The sequence below is a fragment of the Methylococcus sp. S1M genome, assembly GCF_051295855.1.
Taxonomy (GTDB): domain Bacteria; phylum Pseudomonadota; class Gammaproteobacteria; order Methylococcales; family Methylococcaceae; genus Methylococcus; species Methylococcus capsulatus.
The window spans coordinates 222305-239419 of the sequence record NZ_JBPDXO010000006.1; the positions used below are offsets into that span (position 1 = coordinate 222305).

Annotated in this window: 14 protein-coding genes and 2 pseudogenes; 10 read left to right on the plus strand and 6 right to left on the minus strand. The window is 65.7% G+C overall.

The features are described 5' to 3' along the window. The first annotated feature begins 17 nt into the window (after positions 1 to 17). The 8 genes from ACSHWJ_RS12275 (at position 18) to ACSHWJ_RS12310 (ending at position 11522) form a co-directional block, all read left to right on the plus strand. Positions 18 to 1805: a bifunctional protein-serine/threonine kinase/phosphatase gene (locus ACSHWJ_RS12275; protein WP_010959938.1), complete on the plus strand. Its 1788-nt coding sequence runs from the start codon at positions 18 to 20 to the stop codon at positions 1803 to 1805. Beyond that, entirely contained in the window at positions 1802 to 4264 is a 2463-nt protein-coding gene (nirB, locus tag ACSHWJ_RS12280) for a nitrite reductase large subunit NirB (protein WP_010959937.1), read from the plus strand. The genes ACSHWJ_RS12275 and nirB overlap by 4 nt, the downstream gene beginning before the upstream one ends. Before the next feature lie 10 nt (positions 4265 to 4274). Further along, complete coding sequence (gene nirD / locus ACSHWJ_RS12285) at positions 4275 to 4604, plus strand: nitrite reductase small subunit NirD (protein ID WP_041361432.1); 330 nt, start codon at positions 4275 to 4277, stop codon at positions 4602 to 4604. A gap of 1 nt (position 4605) precedes the next feature. Further along, entirely contained in the window at positions 4606 to 7245 is a 2640-nt protein-coding gene (locus ACSHWJ_RS12290) for a nitrate reductase (protein ID WP_432539815.1), read from the plus strand. A gap of 39 nt (positions 7246 to 7284) precedes the next feature. Beyond that, a complete protein-coding gene (locus ACSHWJ_RS12295) occupies positions 7285 to 8583 on the plus strand; it encodes a CmpA/NrtA family ABC transporter substrate-binding protein (protein WP_218797332.1) in 1299 nt (432 codons plus the stop codon). Then, complete coding sequence (locus ACSHWJ_RS12300) at positions 8580 to 9155, plus strand: ANTAR domain-containing response regulator (protein WP_010959933.1); 576 nt, start codon at positions 8580 to 8582, stop codon at positions 9153 to 9155. Before ACSHWJ_RS12295 ends, ACSHWJ_RS12300 begins: the two co-directional genes overlap by 4 nt. A 150-nt stretch (positions 9156 to 9305) precedes the next feature. Continuing rightward, entirely contained in the window at positions 9306 to 9593 is a 288-nt protein-coding gene (locus ACSHWJ_RS12305; protein WP_432539814.1) for a hypothetical protein, read from the plus strand. 372 nt (positions 9594 to 9965) lie between these two features. After that, positions 9966 to 11522 (plus strand): alginate export family protein, encoded by a 1557-nt coding sequence (locus ACSHWJ_RS12310; RefSeq protein ID WP_432539813.1) that lies wholly within the window; start codon positions 9966 to 9968, stop codon positions 11520 to 11522. Positions 11523 to 11711: 189 nt separating this feature from the next. On the opposite strand, the gene ACSHWJ_RS12315 is transcribed toward ACSHWJ_RS12310, so the two are convergent. The 4 genes from ACSHWJ_RS12315 to ACSHWJ_RS12330 form a co-directional block, all read right to left on the minus strand. After that, entirely contained in the window at positions 11712 to 12026 is a 315-nt protein-coding gene (locus tag ACSHWJ_RS12315; RefSeq protein ID WP_010959931.1) for a Rieske (2Fe-2S) protein, read from the minus strand. Between the two features lie 85 nt (positions 12027 to 12111). After that, positions 12112 to 13686, minus strand: coding sequence for a protein adenylyltransferase SelO (locus ACSHWJ_RS12320; protein WP_435928738.1), 1575 nt, complete (start codon positions 13684 to 13686; stop codon positions 12112 to 12114). 244 nt (positions 13687 to 13930) lie between these two features. After that, positions 13931 to 14491, minus strand: coding sequence for a methylated-DNA--[protein]-cysteine S-methyltransferase (locus tag ACSHWJ_RS12325; RefSeq protein ID WP_017365003.1), 561 nt, complete (start codon positions 14489 to 14491; stop codon positions 13931 to 13933). 28 nt (positions 14492 to 14519) lie between these two features. Then, the gene (locus tag ACSHWJ_RS12330) at positions 14520 to 14972 is read right to left on the minus strand and encodes a CBS domain-containing protein (protein WP_017365002.1); all 453 of its coding nucleotides are present in this window, start codon (positions 14970 to 14972) and stop codon (positions 14520 to 14522) included. A 562-nt stretch (positions 14973 to 15534) separates the two neighbouring features. On the opposite strand from ACSHWJ_RS12330, the gene ACSHWJ_RS12335 reads away from it, so the two are divergent. Beyond that, the gene (locus tag ACSHWJ_RS12335; protein ID WP_010959927.1) at positions 15535 to 15843 is read left to right on the plus strand and encodes a site-specific recombinase phage integrase; all 309 of its coding nucleotides are present in this window, start codon (positions 15535 to 15537) and stop codon (positions 15841 to 15843) included. Then, positions 15840 to 16274 carry a DUF29 domain-containing protein gene (locus ACSHWJ_RS12340; protein ID WP_010959926.1) on the plus strand — a complete coding sequence of 145 codons (435 nt, stop codon included), beginning with the start codon at positions 15840 to 15842 and terminating at the stop codon, positions 16272 to 16274. Before ACSHWJ_RS12335 ends, ACSHWJ_RS12340 begins: the two co-directional genes overlap by 4 nt. 45 nt (positions 16275 to 16319) lie before the next feature. On the opposite strand, the pseudogene ACSHWJ_RS12345 reads toward ACSHWJ_RS12340, so the two are convergent. After that, positions 16320 to 16589, minus strand: a pseudogene (locus tag ACSHWJ_RS12345) (IS3 family transposase); the annotation flags it as partial. Between the two features lie 116 nt (positions 16590 to 16705). Then, positions 16706 to 16912: pseudogene (locus ACSHWJ_RS12350) on the minus strand (transposase); the annotation flags it as partial. Between the last annotated feature and the right edge of the window lie 203 nt (positions 16913 to 17115).

Genomic DNA, 17115 nt, shown 5'->3' on the forward strand with positions numbered 1-17115 from the left:
CGGATCCCGACAGCGCCATGAGCGTTTCCGGCCAGCCCGTCCTCCGCGCCGCCGTCGTCACCCTGCAAGGGCGGCGCGAAGACAACCAGGACTTTGCCGCCATCGCCGAACCATCGCCGCGGGATGCCGCTGCGCGCGGCTTCGTGGCGGCCGTGGCCGACGGCATCGGCGGTGCCCGCGGCGGCCGGGTCGCCGCGGAAGTGTCGGTGCGCAGTTTCATGGAAGCCTACTACGGCCTGTCCGAAACCTTGGGCATGCAACAGTTGCTGGACCGTTGCCTGGGCTCGGCCAACCGCTGGGTGCACGCCATGGGCCGGCTCGATCCCGAGCTGGCACACATGGGCACGACTTTCAGCGGATTGATCTTCCGCGGCCGCCGCGCCTATCTGGTGCATGTGGGCGATTCCCGGATTTACCGCCTGCGCGGCGACGAACCCGAGCTGCTGACCTCGGATCACACCCTGAGCGGACCGGGGCTGGATCATGTGCTGTACCGCGCGGTCGGACTCGATCCCGGCCTCCGGATCGATTACAGCGTGTACCCGCTGGAGCCGCACGACCGCTTTCTGCTGTGCAGCGACGGCCTGCACGGCAGCCTCCAACAGGAACAGATCAGGGAGATCCTGCAGGAGCGGGCCACCCCCGAAACCACGGCCGAGGCGCTGGCGCGCCTGGCATTCGAGCAGGGCAGCCAGGACAATATCACCGCCCTGGTGGTGGACGTCATCGCCCTCCCGCCCGCGGAGAAGCAGTCGCTGCGCCTCGCCATCGAATCCCTGCCGCTGCTGGATCTGCCGGAGGTGGGCGACGAGGTGGACGGTTTCAGGCTGGAGCGCCTGCTGTCCTCGGGACGCTACAGCGCGCTGTTCCTCGCTGCCGACACTCTGGGCCAGGACAAGCCGGTGGTGGTGAAGTTTCCGCATCCCCGGGTCGCCAGCGAACGGGAATACTACGACGCTTTCGTGCGCGAAGCCTGGATCGGCGCCCGGGTGAAAAGCCCCTGGGTCGGCGAGATCCTCGAGCAGACTCCCGGACGCCAGAGCCGGCTCTATTCGGTCATGCCTTTCTATCCCGGCGCCTCCCTGGAGCACGAGCTGGCGCGCCGGCCACGCATCGGCCTGGAAGCCGGGATCGATCTCGCCTTGAAGCTGTGCAAGGCGGTGCATGCGCTGCACCGCCAGCAGATCGTCCACCGCGACATCAAGCCGGACAACGTCCTGCTGGACCCGGAAGGCGGCCTCAAGCTGCTGGACCTCGGCATCGCCCGGCTGCCGGCCTGGGACGAGGATCAGGCCGACCCCATCCCGGGCACCCCCAGCTACATGGCGCCGGAAATGTTCCAGGGCGAACGCGGCAGCATCGCCACCGACGTGTTCGCGCTCGGCGTGACCCTCTACCGGACGTTCGCCGGCGGCGCCTACCCCTATGGCGAGGTCGAACCCTTCAGCACACCCCGTTTCGGCAGCCCCAGACCGTTGACCGCCCACCGCCCGGACCTCCCGGCCTGGCTGGACGCGGTGCTGGCCCGTGCCATCGCGGCCGATCCGGCGCAGCGCCCGGCCGATGCCGTCGAACTGGCTTACGAGCTGGAAGCCGGTCTGGAAAAAGGTGGCGGCAGGCGTCCCCCCCGCCGCCCCCTGCCGCTGTATGAGCGCAATCCCCTGCAGTTCTGGAAGGCCGTCGCGGCGCTGCTGCTGGCCCTGCTGGCCATGGCCGGCCTGCGCCTCTCACTGTCCTGCCGCCCGCCTTCGGAAGCGGCATCCCGCAATAACCCCTTGATTCACGATAACGGAGACTCGCGATGAGCAAGCCCAAACTCGTCCTCGTCGGCAACGGCATGGCCGGCGTCCGCACGCTGGAGGAGCTGCTGAAGCTGGCGCCCGGCAAGTACGACATCACGGTGTTCGGCGCCGAACCCCATCCCAACTACAACCGCATCCTGCTCTCGCCGGTCCTTGCCGGCGAAAAGAAGCTGGACGACATCATCCTCAACGACGAGGACTGGTATGCCGGACACGGCATCACTTTGCACAAGGGCAAGACAGTCGTCGCCATCGACCGGGGCCGCCGCCGCGTCCGCACCGAAGACGGAACCGTAGCGGACTATGATCGCCTGCTGCTGGCGACCGGCTCGACGCCCTTCATCCTGCCGGTGCCGGGCAGGGACCTGGAAGGCGTGGTCGGCTTCCGCGACATCCGCGACGTCGAGCGGATGCTGGAAGCCTCGGAAAAGCACCGCCACGCCGTGGTCATCGGCGGCGGGCTGCTGGGACTGGAAGCCGCCAACGGCCTCAAGAAGCGCGGCATGAACGTCACCGTGGCGCACCTGCTCGACACCCTGATGGAGCGGCAGCTCGACAAACCGGCAGCGGCCCTGCTGCAACGGGCCCTGGAAAACAGCGGCCTCAGCTTCAAGCTGGAAGCCCAGACCGAGGCTTTGCTGGGCGAAGGCCGGGTCCGCGCCGTCCGCTTCAAGGACGGCTCGGAAATCCCCGCCGATCTGGTGGTCATGGCAGTGGGCATCCGTCCCAACATAGAACTGGCCAAAGCCGCCGGCATCCATTGCGAGCGCGGCATCCTGGTCAGCGACACGATGCAGACCTTCGATCCCCAGGTCTATGCGGTCGGTGAATGCGTGCAGCACCGCGGTGAACTGTTCGGCCTGGTCGCGCCGCTGTTCGAACAGGCCAAGGTCTGCGCCAACCATCTGGCCGAATTCGGCATCGCCCGCTATCGAGGATCGGTCACCTCGACCAAGCTCAAAGTGACCGGCATCGACCTCTTCTCCGCCGGGGAATACCAGGGCGGACCCGGTTTCGAGGAACTGCTGTTCCAGGACCCTTCGCGCGGCGTCTACAAGAAACTGGTGGTCCGCGACAACAAAGTCGCCGGCGCGGTGCTGTACGGCGATACCGTGGACGGTGCCTGGTATTTCCAGATGATGCGCGACGGTACCGACATCTCCGCGTTCCGCGAACACATCCTGTTCGGCCAGGCCCACGTGGGCGATTCCGGCCATGGCGCCGAAAGCCATGCCGCCCGGCTGGCGGAGGACGCCGAGGTCTGCGGCTGCAACGGGGTCTGCAAAAAGACCATCGTCGATGCCATAATCCAGAAGAAACTGTTCACGTTGGACGAAGTGCGCGCCCATACCAAGGCCTCGGCCTCTTGCGGTTCCTGCACCGGCCTGGTCGAACAGCTCCTGCAGAGCACCCTGGGCAGCGATTACTCGGTCAGTCCCGCCAAAAAGCCCTTGTGCAGATGCACGGATCTCACCCACGAGGAGGTGCGGGAAGCCGTGCGTACCCACGGTCCCAAAACCATCCCGCAACTCATGGGTGCGCTGGGCTGGCGAACACCAGACGGCTGCCACACCTGCCGCCCGGCGCTCAATTACTACCTGCTGTGCCAATGGCCGGGCGAATACCGGGACGACCCGCAATCCCGCTTCATCAACGAACGGGTCCATGCCAACATCCAGAAGGATGGCACCTACTCCGTGGTTCCCCGGATCTGGGGCGGCGTGACCAATCCGCGCGAACTGCGGGCCATCGCCGACGTGGCCGAGAAATTCCGGGTCCCCTGCGTCAAGATCACCGGCGGCCAGCGCATCGACCTGCTGGGTGTGCCCAAGGCACGGCTGCCGGCCATTTGGGCGGAGCTGGGCAAGCATGGCCTGGTGTCCGGCCATGCCTACGGCAAGTCGCTGCGGACGGTGAAGACCTGCGTCGGCAAGGAATGGTGCCGCTTCGGCACACAGGATTCGACCACCCTGGGCATCGAGCTGGAGAAGATGACCTGGGGCTCCTGGACGCCGGCCAAGGTCAAGATGGCGGTGTCCGGCTGTCCCCGCAACTGCGCCGAGGCCACGATCAAGGATTTCGGAGTGGTGGCGGTCGACTCCGGCTGGGAACTGCATGTCGGCGGCAACGGCGGCGTGAAAGTGCGGGCGACCGATTTCCTGTGCAAGGTACAGACGGATGAGGAGGTCATGGAATACGCCGCGGCCTACCTGCAACTGTACCGGGAAGAAGCCCGCTACCTGGAACGCACCGCACACTGGATCGAAAGGGTGGGATTGCCGTACGTGCACAGCCGCATCGTCGACGACGCCGAGGGCCGCAAGGCGCTGCGCGCCCGCTTCCTGGAATCGCAGCGGAAAGCGCAGATCGATCCCTGGGCCGAGCGCGCGCAGGGGGCGGAAAGACACGAGTTCGAGCCTCTGACACTCCGGGAGCGGAACAACCATGCCTGCATCGCCTGAGGAAAGCGCCATGACCCCGTGGACTCCAATCGCCCGCCTGGAAGAGATTCCCCGCCAGGGCGCCCGCGTCGTCGCGACGCCGGAAGGCGCCATTGCCGTCTTCCGCACCCTCGACGACCGGGTCTTCGCCCTGCTCGACCGCTGTCCGCACAAGGGTGGACCGCTGTCCCAGGGCATCGTGCACGGCGCGCGCGTCGCCTGCCCCTTGCACAACTGGGTGATCGAGCTGGATTCCGGCCAGGCGGTCGCGCCGGATGAAGGCTGCGTCCGCCGTTTCGAAACCCGTCTCGAGGATGGCATGGTGGCCATCGCCCTCCCGGATTCACTGGTGGGAACCTGACATGAGCCCCCAGTTCCGGCAGACCGTCCACACCACCTGTCCCTACTGCGGCGTAGGCTGCGGCGTGCTGGCCACGGTCACGGATGCGGGTGTGAAAATCCAGGGTGACCCGGACCACCCGTCCAACTTCGGCCGCTTGTGTTCGAAAGGTTCGGCCCTGGGGGAGACCCTGTCGCTCGGCACCCGCCTGCTCCATCCCGAAATCGGCGGCATCCGGACGGGCTGGGACGAAGCCCTGGACACGGTCGCCGGCCGGTTCCGCGAAACCCTCGAGCGGTACGGCCCCGATTCGGTCGCGTTCTACGTGTCCGGCCAGTTGCTGACCGAAGACTACTACGTCGCCAACAAACTGATGAAGGGCTTCATCGGCTCGGCCAACATCGACACCAACTCCCGGCTGTGCATGTCCTCCACCGTCGCGGGCCACAAGCGCGCCTTCGGCGAGGACCTGGTGCCGGGCTGCTATGAGGACCTGGAACTGGCCGATCTGGTGGTGCTGGTCGGCTCGAACACGGCCTGGTGTCATCCCGTGTTGTTCCAGCGCATCCTGGCGGCGCGGCGCGCCGACCCGAAACGCCGCATCGTCTGCATCGACCCGCGCCGGACGGCGACCGCGGAAGCGGCCGACCTCCACCTCCCCATCCGGCCGGGCACCGACGTGCTGCTGTTCAACGGGCTGCTGCACTATCTGCGGCACAACGACTGCCTCGACTTCGAATTCATCGAACGGCATACCGAAGGCTATGCCGCAGCCTTGAACATGGCGAAGGAAACCGCGCCCACCGTTCCGTCCGTCGCCGCCGGCTGCGGGCTTGCGGAGAGCGAGGTGGCGCAGTTCTACCGGCTGTTCGCTGCGAACGAACGGACGGTGACCCTGTGGTCGCAGGGCGTCAACCAGTCGACCCAAGGCACCGACAAGGTCAACGCCATCCTCAACGTGCATCTCGCCACCGGTCGCATTGGCAAGCCGGGGGCCGGCCCCTTCTCGCTGACCGGCCAGCCCAACGCCATGGGCGGCCGCGAGGTCGGCGGACTGGCCAACCAGCTCGCCGCCCATCTCGACCTCGACGACCCCGGCCACCGCCGGCAAGTACAGGAATTCTGGCGATCCCCGCGCATCGCCGACCGGCCCGGCTACCTGGCCGTCGATCTGTTCCGGGCCATCGGCGAAGGCAGGATACGCGCGGTCTGGATCATGGCCACCAACCCGGCGGTCAGCCTTCCAGATGTCCATGCCGTACGCCGCGCCTTGAGCGCCTGTCCCTTCGTCGTGGTGTCCGACTGCGAACGCGACACCGATCTGTCCCGCTTTGCCCATGTCCAGCTGCCGGCGCTGGCCTGGGGCGAGAAAGACGGTACGGTCACCAATTCGGAACGGCGCATCTCACGCCAGCGCGCCTTTCTCGATGCCCCCGGCGAGGCGCGGCCGGACTGGTGGATCATCGCCGAGGTGGCCAGACGCATGGGTTTCGGCGCCGCATTCGACTACCGGAGCGCCGCCGACATTTTTGCCGAACACATCGCTCTCTCCAGGATCGCCGGCGCCGAAAAACGCCGCTTCGACCTGTCCGGGCTGCAAACCGCATACGACGAGCTGGCGCCGACCCAGTGGCCGGTCGACGCCGGGAATCCGCAAGGCACGCCGCGGCTCAGCTTCGACGGCCGGCTCACCTTCGTCGCCGTCCGACCGCAGGCCCCGGCCCATGCACCCGATACCGGTTATCCCCTGATCCTCAATACCGGCCGCATTCGCGACCAATGGCATACCATGACCCGGACCGGCAAGACCCCGCGCCTCACCGGACACCTGCCCGAGCCTTTCGCCGAGGTCCACCCCATCGACGGCAGCCGGCTGGAACTCACCGACGGCGCCCTGGCCCGGCTGGAAAGCCGCTATGGCAGCGCCCTGGTGCGGGTCCGGTTCAGCGCCGGCCAGCAGCCGGGTACGGTGTTCACCCCCATGCATTGGAGCGAAAGCAACAGCCGGCAGGGCTTGGTCAACGCCCTGGTGAATCCGGCGGTCGACCCCGTTTCCGGCGAACCCGAGTTCAAGCACACACCGGTGAGGGTCGTGCCCTACCGGCCCCGATGGTACGGATTCGCCATCGCCCGGCGGCGGATCGAATTCCCGGACGCGGCCTACCGGGTGGTGATTCCTGCCCGCCACTGCTGGCGCCACGAGCTGGCCGGCGAAGTCCTCTCGGAAGACTGGCAGCGCTGGGCGCGGGAACGGCTCGGCCCGGAAGGCGATGGCTGGGACGACTGGCTGGAATTCGCCGACCCGCGCGCCGGCCGCTACCGCTGCGCCTGGATCGTGCAGGGGCGGATCGAGTTCGCCTTGTTCGTGAGCCCCAGCCATGAACTGCCGCCGCGCGACTGGCTCGTGAGCCTGTTCGGCCAGGACGCGCTGTCCGAGACGGCGCGCGCCGGTCTGCTGGCGGGACGGCCGCTTTCGGCCGATGACGATCGGGGCAGGATCGTCTGCGCCTGTTTCGCCGTAGGGGAAAACACCCTGCGCCGGACCATCGCGTCAGAGACCCTGACCACCGCTGAACAGGTCGGAACGAGCTTGAAAGCCGGAACCAATTGCGGTTCCTGCCTGCCGGAAATCCACGCACTCCTTGCGGAAGCGCAGCACTGACGGGCAGGATATCCGCAGACACCGCTTCGATCGAATCACATGGACAACGCCCAGGAAACCGCCGTCGGCAACGGTATCGAGAAACCCCGGCTGACACTGGGTTTCATTCCACTCACGGACTGCGCTCCGCTGGTCATCGCCCTGGAAAAAGGTTACTTCCGGCGACACGGCCTGGACGTCACACTGTCGCGCCAGCCGTCTTGGGCGGCCATCCGCGACAAGGTCGCGACCGGCCTGCTGGACGGCGCCCACATGCTCGCGCCGATGCCGATCGCCACCACCCTCGGCCTGGGGGGGGTACGGAAGGCTACCATTGCGCCGATGTCGCTGGATCTGAACGGGAACGCCGTGACGGTGTCCAACGCCCTGTACCGGCGCCTCACGGCCGTGGCCGGCGTCGAGCCTGCCCAGCGGCCGGTTTCGGCCCGCTGCCTCCGGCGTTTGCTGGACAGGGACGGCGAGGTCCTGCGGTTCGCCACGGTATTCCCCTTCTCCTCGCACAACTACCTGCTGCGTCATTGGCTGGCGTGCGCCGGGGTGGATCCCGACCGCCACGTCGGCATGACGGTCATTCCGCCGCCGCAGATGCCACGTTGCCTGGCGGCGGGGGAGATTTCCGGCTACTGCGCGGGTGAACCCTGGAATGCCCATGCCGTGGCCCAGGGGATCGGCCGTGTACTGATCACCGGTCATGAAATCTGGAACAACAGTCCCGAAAAAGTGCTGGGCGTCAACCAGGACTGGGCCGAACACCATCCCAATACCTTGCGAGCCGTCCTCATGGCCCTGCTGGAAGCCGCGCAATGGCTCGATCGGCCCGAAAACCGGCCGGAAGCCGCCGCCCTCCTCGCGAATCCCGACTATGTCGGCGTGCCGGCGGAGATCCTCCAGATGTCGATGACGGGTTCGTTTCAATACGCGGCGGGCGAGCCGGCCGTGTCCCTCCCCGACTTCAACGTGTTTCACCGCTATGCCGCGACCTTCCCCTGGCGTTCCCACGCCCTGTGGTTTCTGACCCAGATGCTGCGCTGGGGGCAGATCGCCGAACCCCTCGACCTGCACGCGGTTGCGGCACGGGTGTATCGCCCCGACCTCTACCGGGAGGCCGCGACGGCCCTGGGTCTGCCCTGCCCGTCCGGAGATTACAAGCGCGAGGGCATCCATGCCGCGCCCTGGACCCTGGATACCGGCACCTCGTCCCTGGTCATGGGACCGGACCTGTTCTGCGACGGAATCGCCTTCGACCCGGCCGATCCCATCGCCTATCTCGCCGGCTTCGGACTTCACCGCCTGAGGGTGCGGCTCGACGATCTCCGCAGGGAAGGGAATCCGCCGTGAGCCTGCGCATCATGCTGGTCGACGAGGACGACGAGCGCGGCGCCGTGCTGCAGGAGGCGCTGGCCGAAGCCGGCTACCGCGTCGTGGCCCGCCTGCGAAACGAGGAGAACCTGGCGGTCGCGGTGCGCGAATACAAACCGGATATGGTGATCATCGACATGGAAGCCCCGGGCCGCGATACCCTGGAACAGATGCGCGAGGTCAGCCGGGACAACCCCAAACCCATCGTGCTGTTTTCCAACAACCGCGACAGCGAATACATCCGCCAGGCGGTACGGGCGGGCGTCAGCGCCTACGTCGTCGACGGACTGAGCCGCGATCGGATACTGCCCATCGTCGAGGTCGCCATGGCCCGCTTCAGCGAATTCCAGGTGCTGCGACGCGAACTCGAAGACACCCGCGCCCGGCTCGCCGACCGCAAGCTGGTGGAGAAAGCCAAGGGCCTGCTCATGAAGCACCGCGGCCTCAGTGAAGACGAGGCCTATCAGTCGCTGCGCAAGACCGCGATGGCCAGGAACCAGCGTATCGTCGACGTCGCCCGCATGCTGCTGGCGCTGGAAGAATTTCTCTGACACGTACGACCGTTCGTGTATCCGGCAGCCGGCTCCGGAACCGCCCCATGTAAACTGCGGTTTTCGAACTCCCAGGCGCGACCCTGAGCGTGGCGCCAGGACTCTGCGAACAACCGACCGGGGCGGGCGAGGACAAGACGCGCCAAACTGATGGCCGAAGCCTTCGAGCATCTGGAGGACCGCCATCCCCCGTCGAAGGACGTGGCGACCGCCGGTCGGGTGCGTGAGACCGGATTGCGGCTGCAGAAGGAGATCGAGGAAGTCGAAGCGACGCTTCGTCTCGAGATCGAAAAGACCCGGCTGGAAATCCACGGGGTGGAGATGCGATCGACACAAGCCATCCATCGCCAGACCCTCTGGATAATCGGGGCCGTTGGCGCCGTGGCAAGCCTCATCCGGCTGCCGGAATGGTTCCTCACCCATCTGCCGCCCCCCTAGCGCAGATGCCTCTCCGCGCTTCCGCTTCCACCAGAGCCGAACCGGCACCGCCGATCGACCGTTCCCAGTCCGGCGGACGGTGACCGCCACAAATTGCGGCACGACGCCCCGATATCGTGCTCCAGTCGCGCACGGCGATTCAGCCTTGCCACTCTCATCCCATTGGAAACAGATGGTTGTATCTATTCGACTCAATTGGCATCGATAGTGCTTGAGCAATGACTGGATAAAGCGGTATTCCGCGCCAGCGGCGGCGCGGACTTTTGAGACAAAGGCGTCTCGCGGTTTCCGGAACGTTCCGGAAACCGCGGACGCCTTTTTTTGTGCGGATTTTGTGCGAACGTAAAGCAAAGTATTCCGGGGGACACGAAAATGGCTCAGACGAATTCGAACCAGACCACGGCATCGCCCGTATCTTCCGGCGCCATCGACCGCCGGTCCAAGAGCGTCGGCACCGCCCTGTTCGGTACCCTGCTGGCTTTGTCCGAGGCCACCTGGGGAGCGGACAGACAGACCGAGCCTCCCAGCGCCTCGCCCACCGAATGGGCCGGGCCGGCGGACACCAAGATCACTCTGGAAGCATTCGACCGTGCCCGTGGCGAATTCGCCGACTGGTTCGGCAATCCCTTGGTCAAGGGAAAACCACTCCCCAAGGATTACAACTACAGTTTCGTAGGCAACAAGTTCCAGCTGGGCCTGCGGATGACCGGCCGACCGTTCGAGGCCTTCGCCCAGTTCCAGGACACCTACATCGGCGGCCTGCCGACCAACGGCGTCGGCATCGGCGCCGCCTACTATGCCAGCACGCCGTTGAGCACCCAGAACGGCGCCTTCCTGCGGCAGGGCTGGCTGCGGCTGAAGGATATGTTCGGCGTCGACGGCCTGTATCTCAACGGCGGCCGCCAACTGTTCTACGACGGCCAGCAGGGGCTCGCCCGCCACAAGAACCTGCGCTGGATCCAGGACTATCGCATCGCCCAGCGCCTGATCGGCCCGTTCGAGTACACCCATGCCGGCCGCAGCTTCGACGGCGGCAGCATCGGCTATCTGACGGACGACCTGGAGGCGGTCGGTTTCGGCTTCATGCCCACCTTCGGCGGCTTCGAGTCCAACGGCATGCCGACCATCGGCAAGGTCAACGTGGCGGGCGCGAGTCTCAGCCTCCGGGACTCGGAAAACGTCGGCAACACCATCGGACGCCTGTCCTGGTACTACTACTCGGACGACCGGGACATCCTGTTCGTCGACAACCGGCCCCTCGCGGCACGCGAAAAAGCGGTGGGCCGAGGCTCGGCGATCCACACCATCGGCGGCCACCTGGCGCATGTCGAGGAAATCGGCCCTGGCGTGGCGGACGGGACGGTCTATGCCTTCGGTCAGGTCGGCAACTGGCAGGGCCAGAATCAGCGTGCCTGGGCCTTCGGCGTCGAAGCCGGCTACCAGTTCAAGGAAGTATGGGCGGCTCCCTGGCTGCGGGCGGGCATCAACAGCGGCTCGGGCGACGACAACCCGAACGACGACACCCACGGCACCTTCTTCCAGATGCTGCCCACGGCCTGGCTGTATGCCCAGTTCCCGTTCTACAACATGATGAACAACCAGGACGTCTTCGTGCAGGGCATGCTGACCCCCGACCCCAAGCTCAGCCTGCGGCTGGACTTCCACGCATTGCGGGTCAATGCCCCCCAGGACTTCGTGTATTCGGGCTCGGGCGCGACCAACGACACCGTGTTCGGCTACGTCGGCACGCCAACGGGCGGTGCCAGCAACCTGGCCTATCTCACCCACATGATGATCAACATAAGGCCGATCGACCATCTGGCCTTCAACCTGTTTTACGGCCATGCCTTCGGCCAGAGCATCATCAACAACCAGTACGACGGCAAGCAGGGCAACTACGGTTTTCTGGAGGCCATCGTCTCGTTCTGAGCATCGGCACCAATGGCTCTGGAATCCGTCCCGACCCGCCCACGCCGCGCTTTGCCAGACGGAAAACCATGCCGACCCGATGCCTGCCCGTCCTGCTGCACCCTGTTGCGCCGAGCCGGGCGACCGCCGCATGCCCGGTTCCCACGGTTCGGGCAAATGCCCGCCGGTGCAGGAGCGTGCGGTTGTGGCTCAGGCGCCCGACACGTCCACCTGCACCATGCCGTTCTCGATCCGCATCGGATATTCCTGCATACACCAGCCGGTCGGCTGCAGGCACCGGCCGCTGCGGCCGTCGAAAACCCAGCCGTGGGCGATGCAATAAAGAATCCGGCCATTGAAATCCCCGCGCCCCAGCGACACCCCCTCGTGGGGGCAGCGGGCGTCGTAAGCCTTCGGCTCCCCGCCGTCTGGCCACAGAATGACGATTTCCTTCTTGCCCACGGTCAAGGGCACCAGTTCGCCTTCGCCGAGCAGGCTTTGTTTGCAGACGTCTTCGAAAGCCATGCGTGTTTCCTTTTTGCCAGGGGTTGGTCAGAAATCCAGGACGAGCCGACGTCCAGCAGCGATGCCTGGCCTGCGCTGCCCGGTCTCACGAGGAACAACTCACCTCGATGTTGCGCATGTAGTCCGGCGGCTCGGCGGCGTAGGCTTCCATGTCGGGCTGCTCGTCGTACGGGCGGCGCAGCAGCTCGGCCAGCCTCGCGACCTCCGAATAGTCTCCCAGCATCGCTTTGTCGATGGCGATCTGCGCCAGATGATTGCGCAGTACGTATTTCGGATTCACCCGGTTCATCCGCCCGGCCCGCGCTTCGTCGTCGACATTCTGCTCGCTGCGCAGCCGGGTCCGGTAGTCGGCGACCCAGGCGTCGAAGGCATTGATGTCGGCGAACGCCTCCCGTACCCCCCTGGCGGGCGCGTCGCTGTCGGTACGGATACGGCCGAGCAGCCGGAAGCTGCGGGTGAAATCGCCCCGGCCTCTTTGCAGCAGCCCCAGAAATTCGTCGATCAGTCCGGCATCGGTTTCGCGGACCTCCCTGAGCCCCAGCTTGTCGGCCCAACCGCGCATCACCGCGCGGTGATAGACGGACGCGTAGCGCCGTAGCAGATCCTGACCGATTTCCGCCGCTCGGCCCGGAGCGTCCGCCAACAATGGCGACACTGCCTGCAGCAGGCGCTCGCAGTTCCAGCGGCCGACCTCCGGCTGGGCACGGTAGGCATAGCGCCCCTCATAATCGGAATGGTTGCACACGTGGTACCAGCGGAACCGGTCCATGAAACCGAACGGGCCGTAATCCAGAGTGAGACCGAGCACCGAGAAGTTGTCGGTGTTCATCACCCCATGGCAGAAGCCCAGCAACTGCCATTGCGCGATGAGGCGGGCGGTGCGTTCGACCACCTCGCCCAGCCAGGCGGCATGGCGTTCCGGGTGGCCTTGCAGATGCGGGAAGTGCTCGGCGATCACGTGGTCCGCCAGCCTGGCCAGCGGTTCCGTCTGTCCCCGCCCGGCGAAGTATTCGAACTGGCCGAAGCGCACGAAACTGGCGGCGGCACGGCAGACCACGGCGGCGCTCTCCACGGTTTCCCGCACTACCGGTTGCGGCGACGCCACCAGGCTCAGACAGCGGGTGGTCGGCACCCCCAAGGCGTGCATGGCCTCCGATGCCAGGTATTCCCGGATCGACGAACGCAGCACGGCGCGACCGTCCAGCCCGCGCGAATAGGGCGTCGGCCCCGCACCCTTGAGCTGCAGTTCCACCCGCTCCCGGGCTGGCGTGCGCACTTCCGCGATCAGCAAGGCGCGGCCGTCGCCCAACTGCGGCACCCAAGCGCCGAACTGATGGCCGGCGTAGACCGAAGCCGACGATGCGTATCCCGGCCAGGGGCGGTTGCCGGCCAGGATTTCGAGGAGCTGCGGCCCCGCCTCCGGGCCGAAACCCAGTTCACCGGCCAGCGCGGCATTGAAGTGCACCATCCTCGGCTCCGGCAGGGACGTGGCCGCGACCGGTTGGTGAAAGGGTCTTCCAAGCCGCGAATAGACGGGACAAAGCGGCAGATCGGCCAGACCGCGCGGCGGGGAGAAGGCTCCTGGCATCGCCGTGGACATACGTTCAATCCCCGGCGCCGCCAGAAAATACCGCGCCCACCGCCCAGGCGGGGCGATCATGGTACGCATCGGGAGCGGTGACCGGCGCCCGGTGGAACTCGGGGCAGGCGTCCCGAGCGGTTGCAGCCATGCTCATCGTCTATTCGCTTCCGGATCAAAGATGAAAAGAGTTCCTCATCCGAAGCAATTCGCACGCCAACAAGCGCGAACGATGAGTCATTGATTTAACGAGGAAATCGGAAGGCGGGCTTGTCTCGAACCGGACAAAAGGCCGATCCCGTACAGCCGGCCGGATCCTCCGTGCTCACACGGCGACGCCTTCGAGCCGCAGCATCCGTACCTTGGTGGCGACGCCGCCATGCGCGGAAAATCCGCCCAGTTTCCCGCCTGCCCCCAGAATCCGGTGGCAGGGAATGATGAGGGGAACGGGGTTGCGTCCGAGCGCCTGGCCGACCGCACGGGCCGCGGCAGGCCGATTCAAGGCGCGGGCCAGTTCGCCATAAGTGCGGACCTGACCGGCGGGTACGTCCCGTGCGGCCGAGTAGACGGCCCTGGCGAACGGACCCGCGCCGTCCGGTTCCACCCGAACCCTGCTGAAGTCCTGGAGATCACCCCGGAAGTGCCGCCGGACTTTCTCGATCACCTCCGCGATCGCCGGCGGCGGCACCGTCGGCGATCCCCCGCACCGCCGGGCCATCGCCGCAGCGGTTCCTGCCGCCGTCGCCTCGGGAAGCAGGAACAGGGTGACCACCGGCGCCTCGTCCTTTCCCTCGAACGCGCGCCAAGCGATCCCGCAGACACCGAAACCGGTATCGAACAGGCAATGGCCCAGGGACTCTGCGTCTGTCAAGCCGAGGTCAGGCATGCTGTTTCGTTTAGTGCAGACGGCTCTCTCAAGCGCTGCGCGCCTGCTCCTCCCTTCCCTTTTCCCGCGCCAGCAGCCTAGCCAGTTCCCCCAGTTCGCCGGCAAGGATCTCGAGATAATCGTCGGCGCTGATGATCCCCACCAGCAGCCCCCGCTCGTCGACCACGGGAATGCGCCGCACGCCATGGGCGCGCATGCGTTGCAGGGTCTCCCACAAGCCGTCCTGTTCCCGCGCCGTGACGAGTTCGAAACTCATCACGTCGCCGACCGTCACGGCATCGGGGGCGACTTCCTCCGCCAGAATCTCGACCACCAGATCCCGGTCGGTCAGGATGCCGAGGGGTTTGCAACCGCCCTCCGCCTCTTCCACCACCACCACGCTGCCGACATGATGCGCGCGCATCACCTTGGCTGCCTCCACGATCGTATCGTCCTTGTCGACGATGACGGTGTCCCGAATACAAAACTGACCGATGGACATGCTTGCTCCTCGCTGAGTCGCCGTTGTGAAACTGCCTGAAAAATAAAGAGGAGGCAACCGCTCCTTTCCGAAACCGATTGTCGGCGATTCCCATCCGGAGGGGCAACCGTCGGATTCGGAAAAATTCGGCACGCATCCTGCATCGACGCCGTCATGCCGGACACCCGGACAGACAACCGAAGGTACGATATGGACTCAGTCAGAACAGCAACTTACATCATCGGCCGGTCGGCGGGACGAAGCGCATCGCCCGTCGACGATGCGGCAAATGACCCTTCAACCACACCCGGCAATACCGCAGGCAACGGTCATGACCTGTCGCAAGTCATCCAGGATTCCCTGTCTGATCTGACCGAAGCGATCAATCCGCCTGCCCAGGTGCCAGCAGCCGCCGGAGCTGCCATGCCTGCCGACTCCGACCGGCGACACCCGCGACCGCGAAGCCGGTGAAACTGGCCGGCAGGTACGGGCGAATCCGGGCGGTTCGTACTTCCTGGACCGGCCCATCGTCCACGAAAGGGTTGCAAGATCAGAGGCCGCCTCACCCGTACAGGGCAACAGGGTGAAAGCCCTCGTGCCCGCGGTGTTCAACCGTGCCAACCAGGAAGGCATCACCGACCGGCCCAATCCGGCAGTTGCACTCAAGTGCAAATTGATCCAGAGCCGGGAGCGGTTCCCAGAGCCTGCCGAGTCGCCGCAGTTCTTTGCAGCCGTAGCCGATTCGCCGCTTGCGGACTTCTTCCTTCTTGCGATACTGATCGGGGCACGGCGCTCAAACGTTCAAGAAATGCGCCGGCAAGACATAGACGCCGCCGGGGGCGTCAAGGCGGGGGCGCAGATTGTCCCACTCAAGAAGAAGGCAAAGGCATGAACGCACGACTGCACGATGAAGACTTCTACACTTGGACCCACACCCAAGCCGGATTACTGCGGGAAGGGCGGCTTGCCGAACTGGACACGGAGCATTTGATCGAGGAGCTTGAAGCGATGGGAGCACGCGAGCGGCGCGAACTGGTAAACCGGCTAACCGTTCTGCTGGCGCACCTGCTGAAATGGGCCCACCAACCCGACCGGCGCGGCAATAGCTGGCGGCGGACGATCCAGATTCAACGTAGCGACGTGGCGGATGTGCTGGATGACAACCCCGGCCTGCGTCCGGAGCTGGGCGCGATATTCGGCAAGGCCTACGCCAAGGCCCGGCTACTGGCAGCCAACGAAACCGGCCTTGACGAACACGCCTTTCCGGCTGATCCGCCTTTCAGCGTAGACCAGACCATGAGTATGGATTACTGGCCGGAGTGACTGGGCATGGGTGCCCTAGGTTTTTCGCCTTCCAAGCAATCGTCCTCATGCCGCCATTTCCTGCTGATCCTGTCGTTCGATCCAGTTCTGCAAGAACGTGGTCGGTGACACAGATCCCAAGGTGGAGTGGCGCCGGCTCCGGTTGTAGAACACGGCGATGTATTGGAACAGAACCCTCGCGCCTTCGTCCTGGGTTGCGTAGCGCATGCCATGAACCCGCTCGTTCTTGAGGCCGTTGAAGAAGCTCTCGGGCGGGGCGTTGTCCCAGCAGTTGCCCTTGCGCGACATCGACCCGCGCCTGCCGTAGGTGGCCAGTCCTGCCAGGCACGAAAGCCGCTCTGACTCACCGACAGCGCTTCACACAGGACGGGAAACGGGAAGGATCTGCGCTGCTTCTCGATCCAGGCATGGTTCAGGCGCGCGACCTGGGCGCGTAGCCGGGAGAGCTCCCTCCGGTCGGCCGTGACCGGCCTGGCACCGGCTGGATTGAGCTTGCCCGCCTTGACCCCGTTACGCAGGGTATGCTCGACCAGCCCCGACTCCCCGGCTAAGCGGGCGACGCGACCGACCTCGCCGGCTCGCTTGACCGCCTGCTCCTTGAACTCGGCCGTGTCTTCCTGTTGCGGGATGCGTTTCATGTCGTTCTTCCCGTCATTGTGTCGATCGCACGACGACTGCGTCGGAAGACGAAATTCGGGGGGCGGCCCATCTTACGGGGGAGCTTGAGCGGACGGGAAACCATCGCGCCGCAGGAATGAATCGGGTGTAAGGTGGCGCGCGATTTGGCATAGTTTTGCGCGCGATTTGGCATAGCCCTAACCGCAGTTCCTGATGATCAACT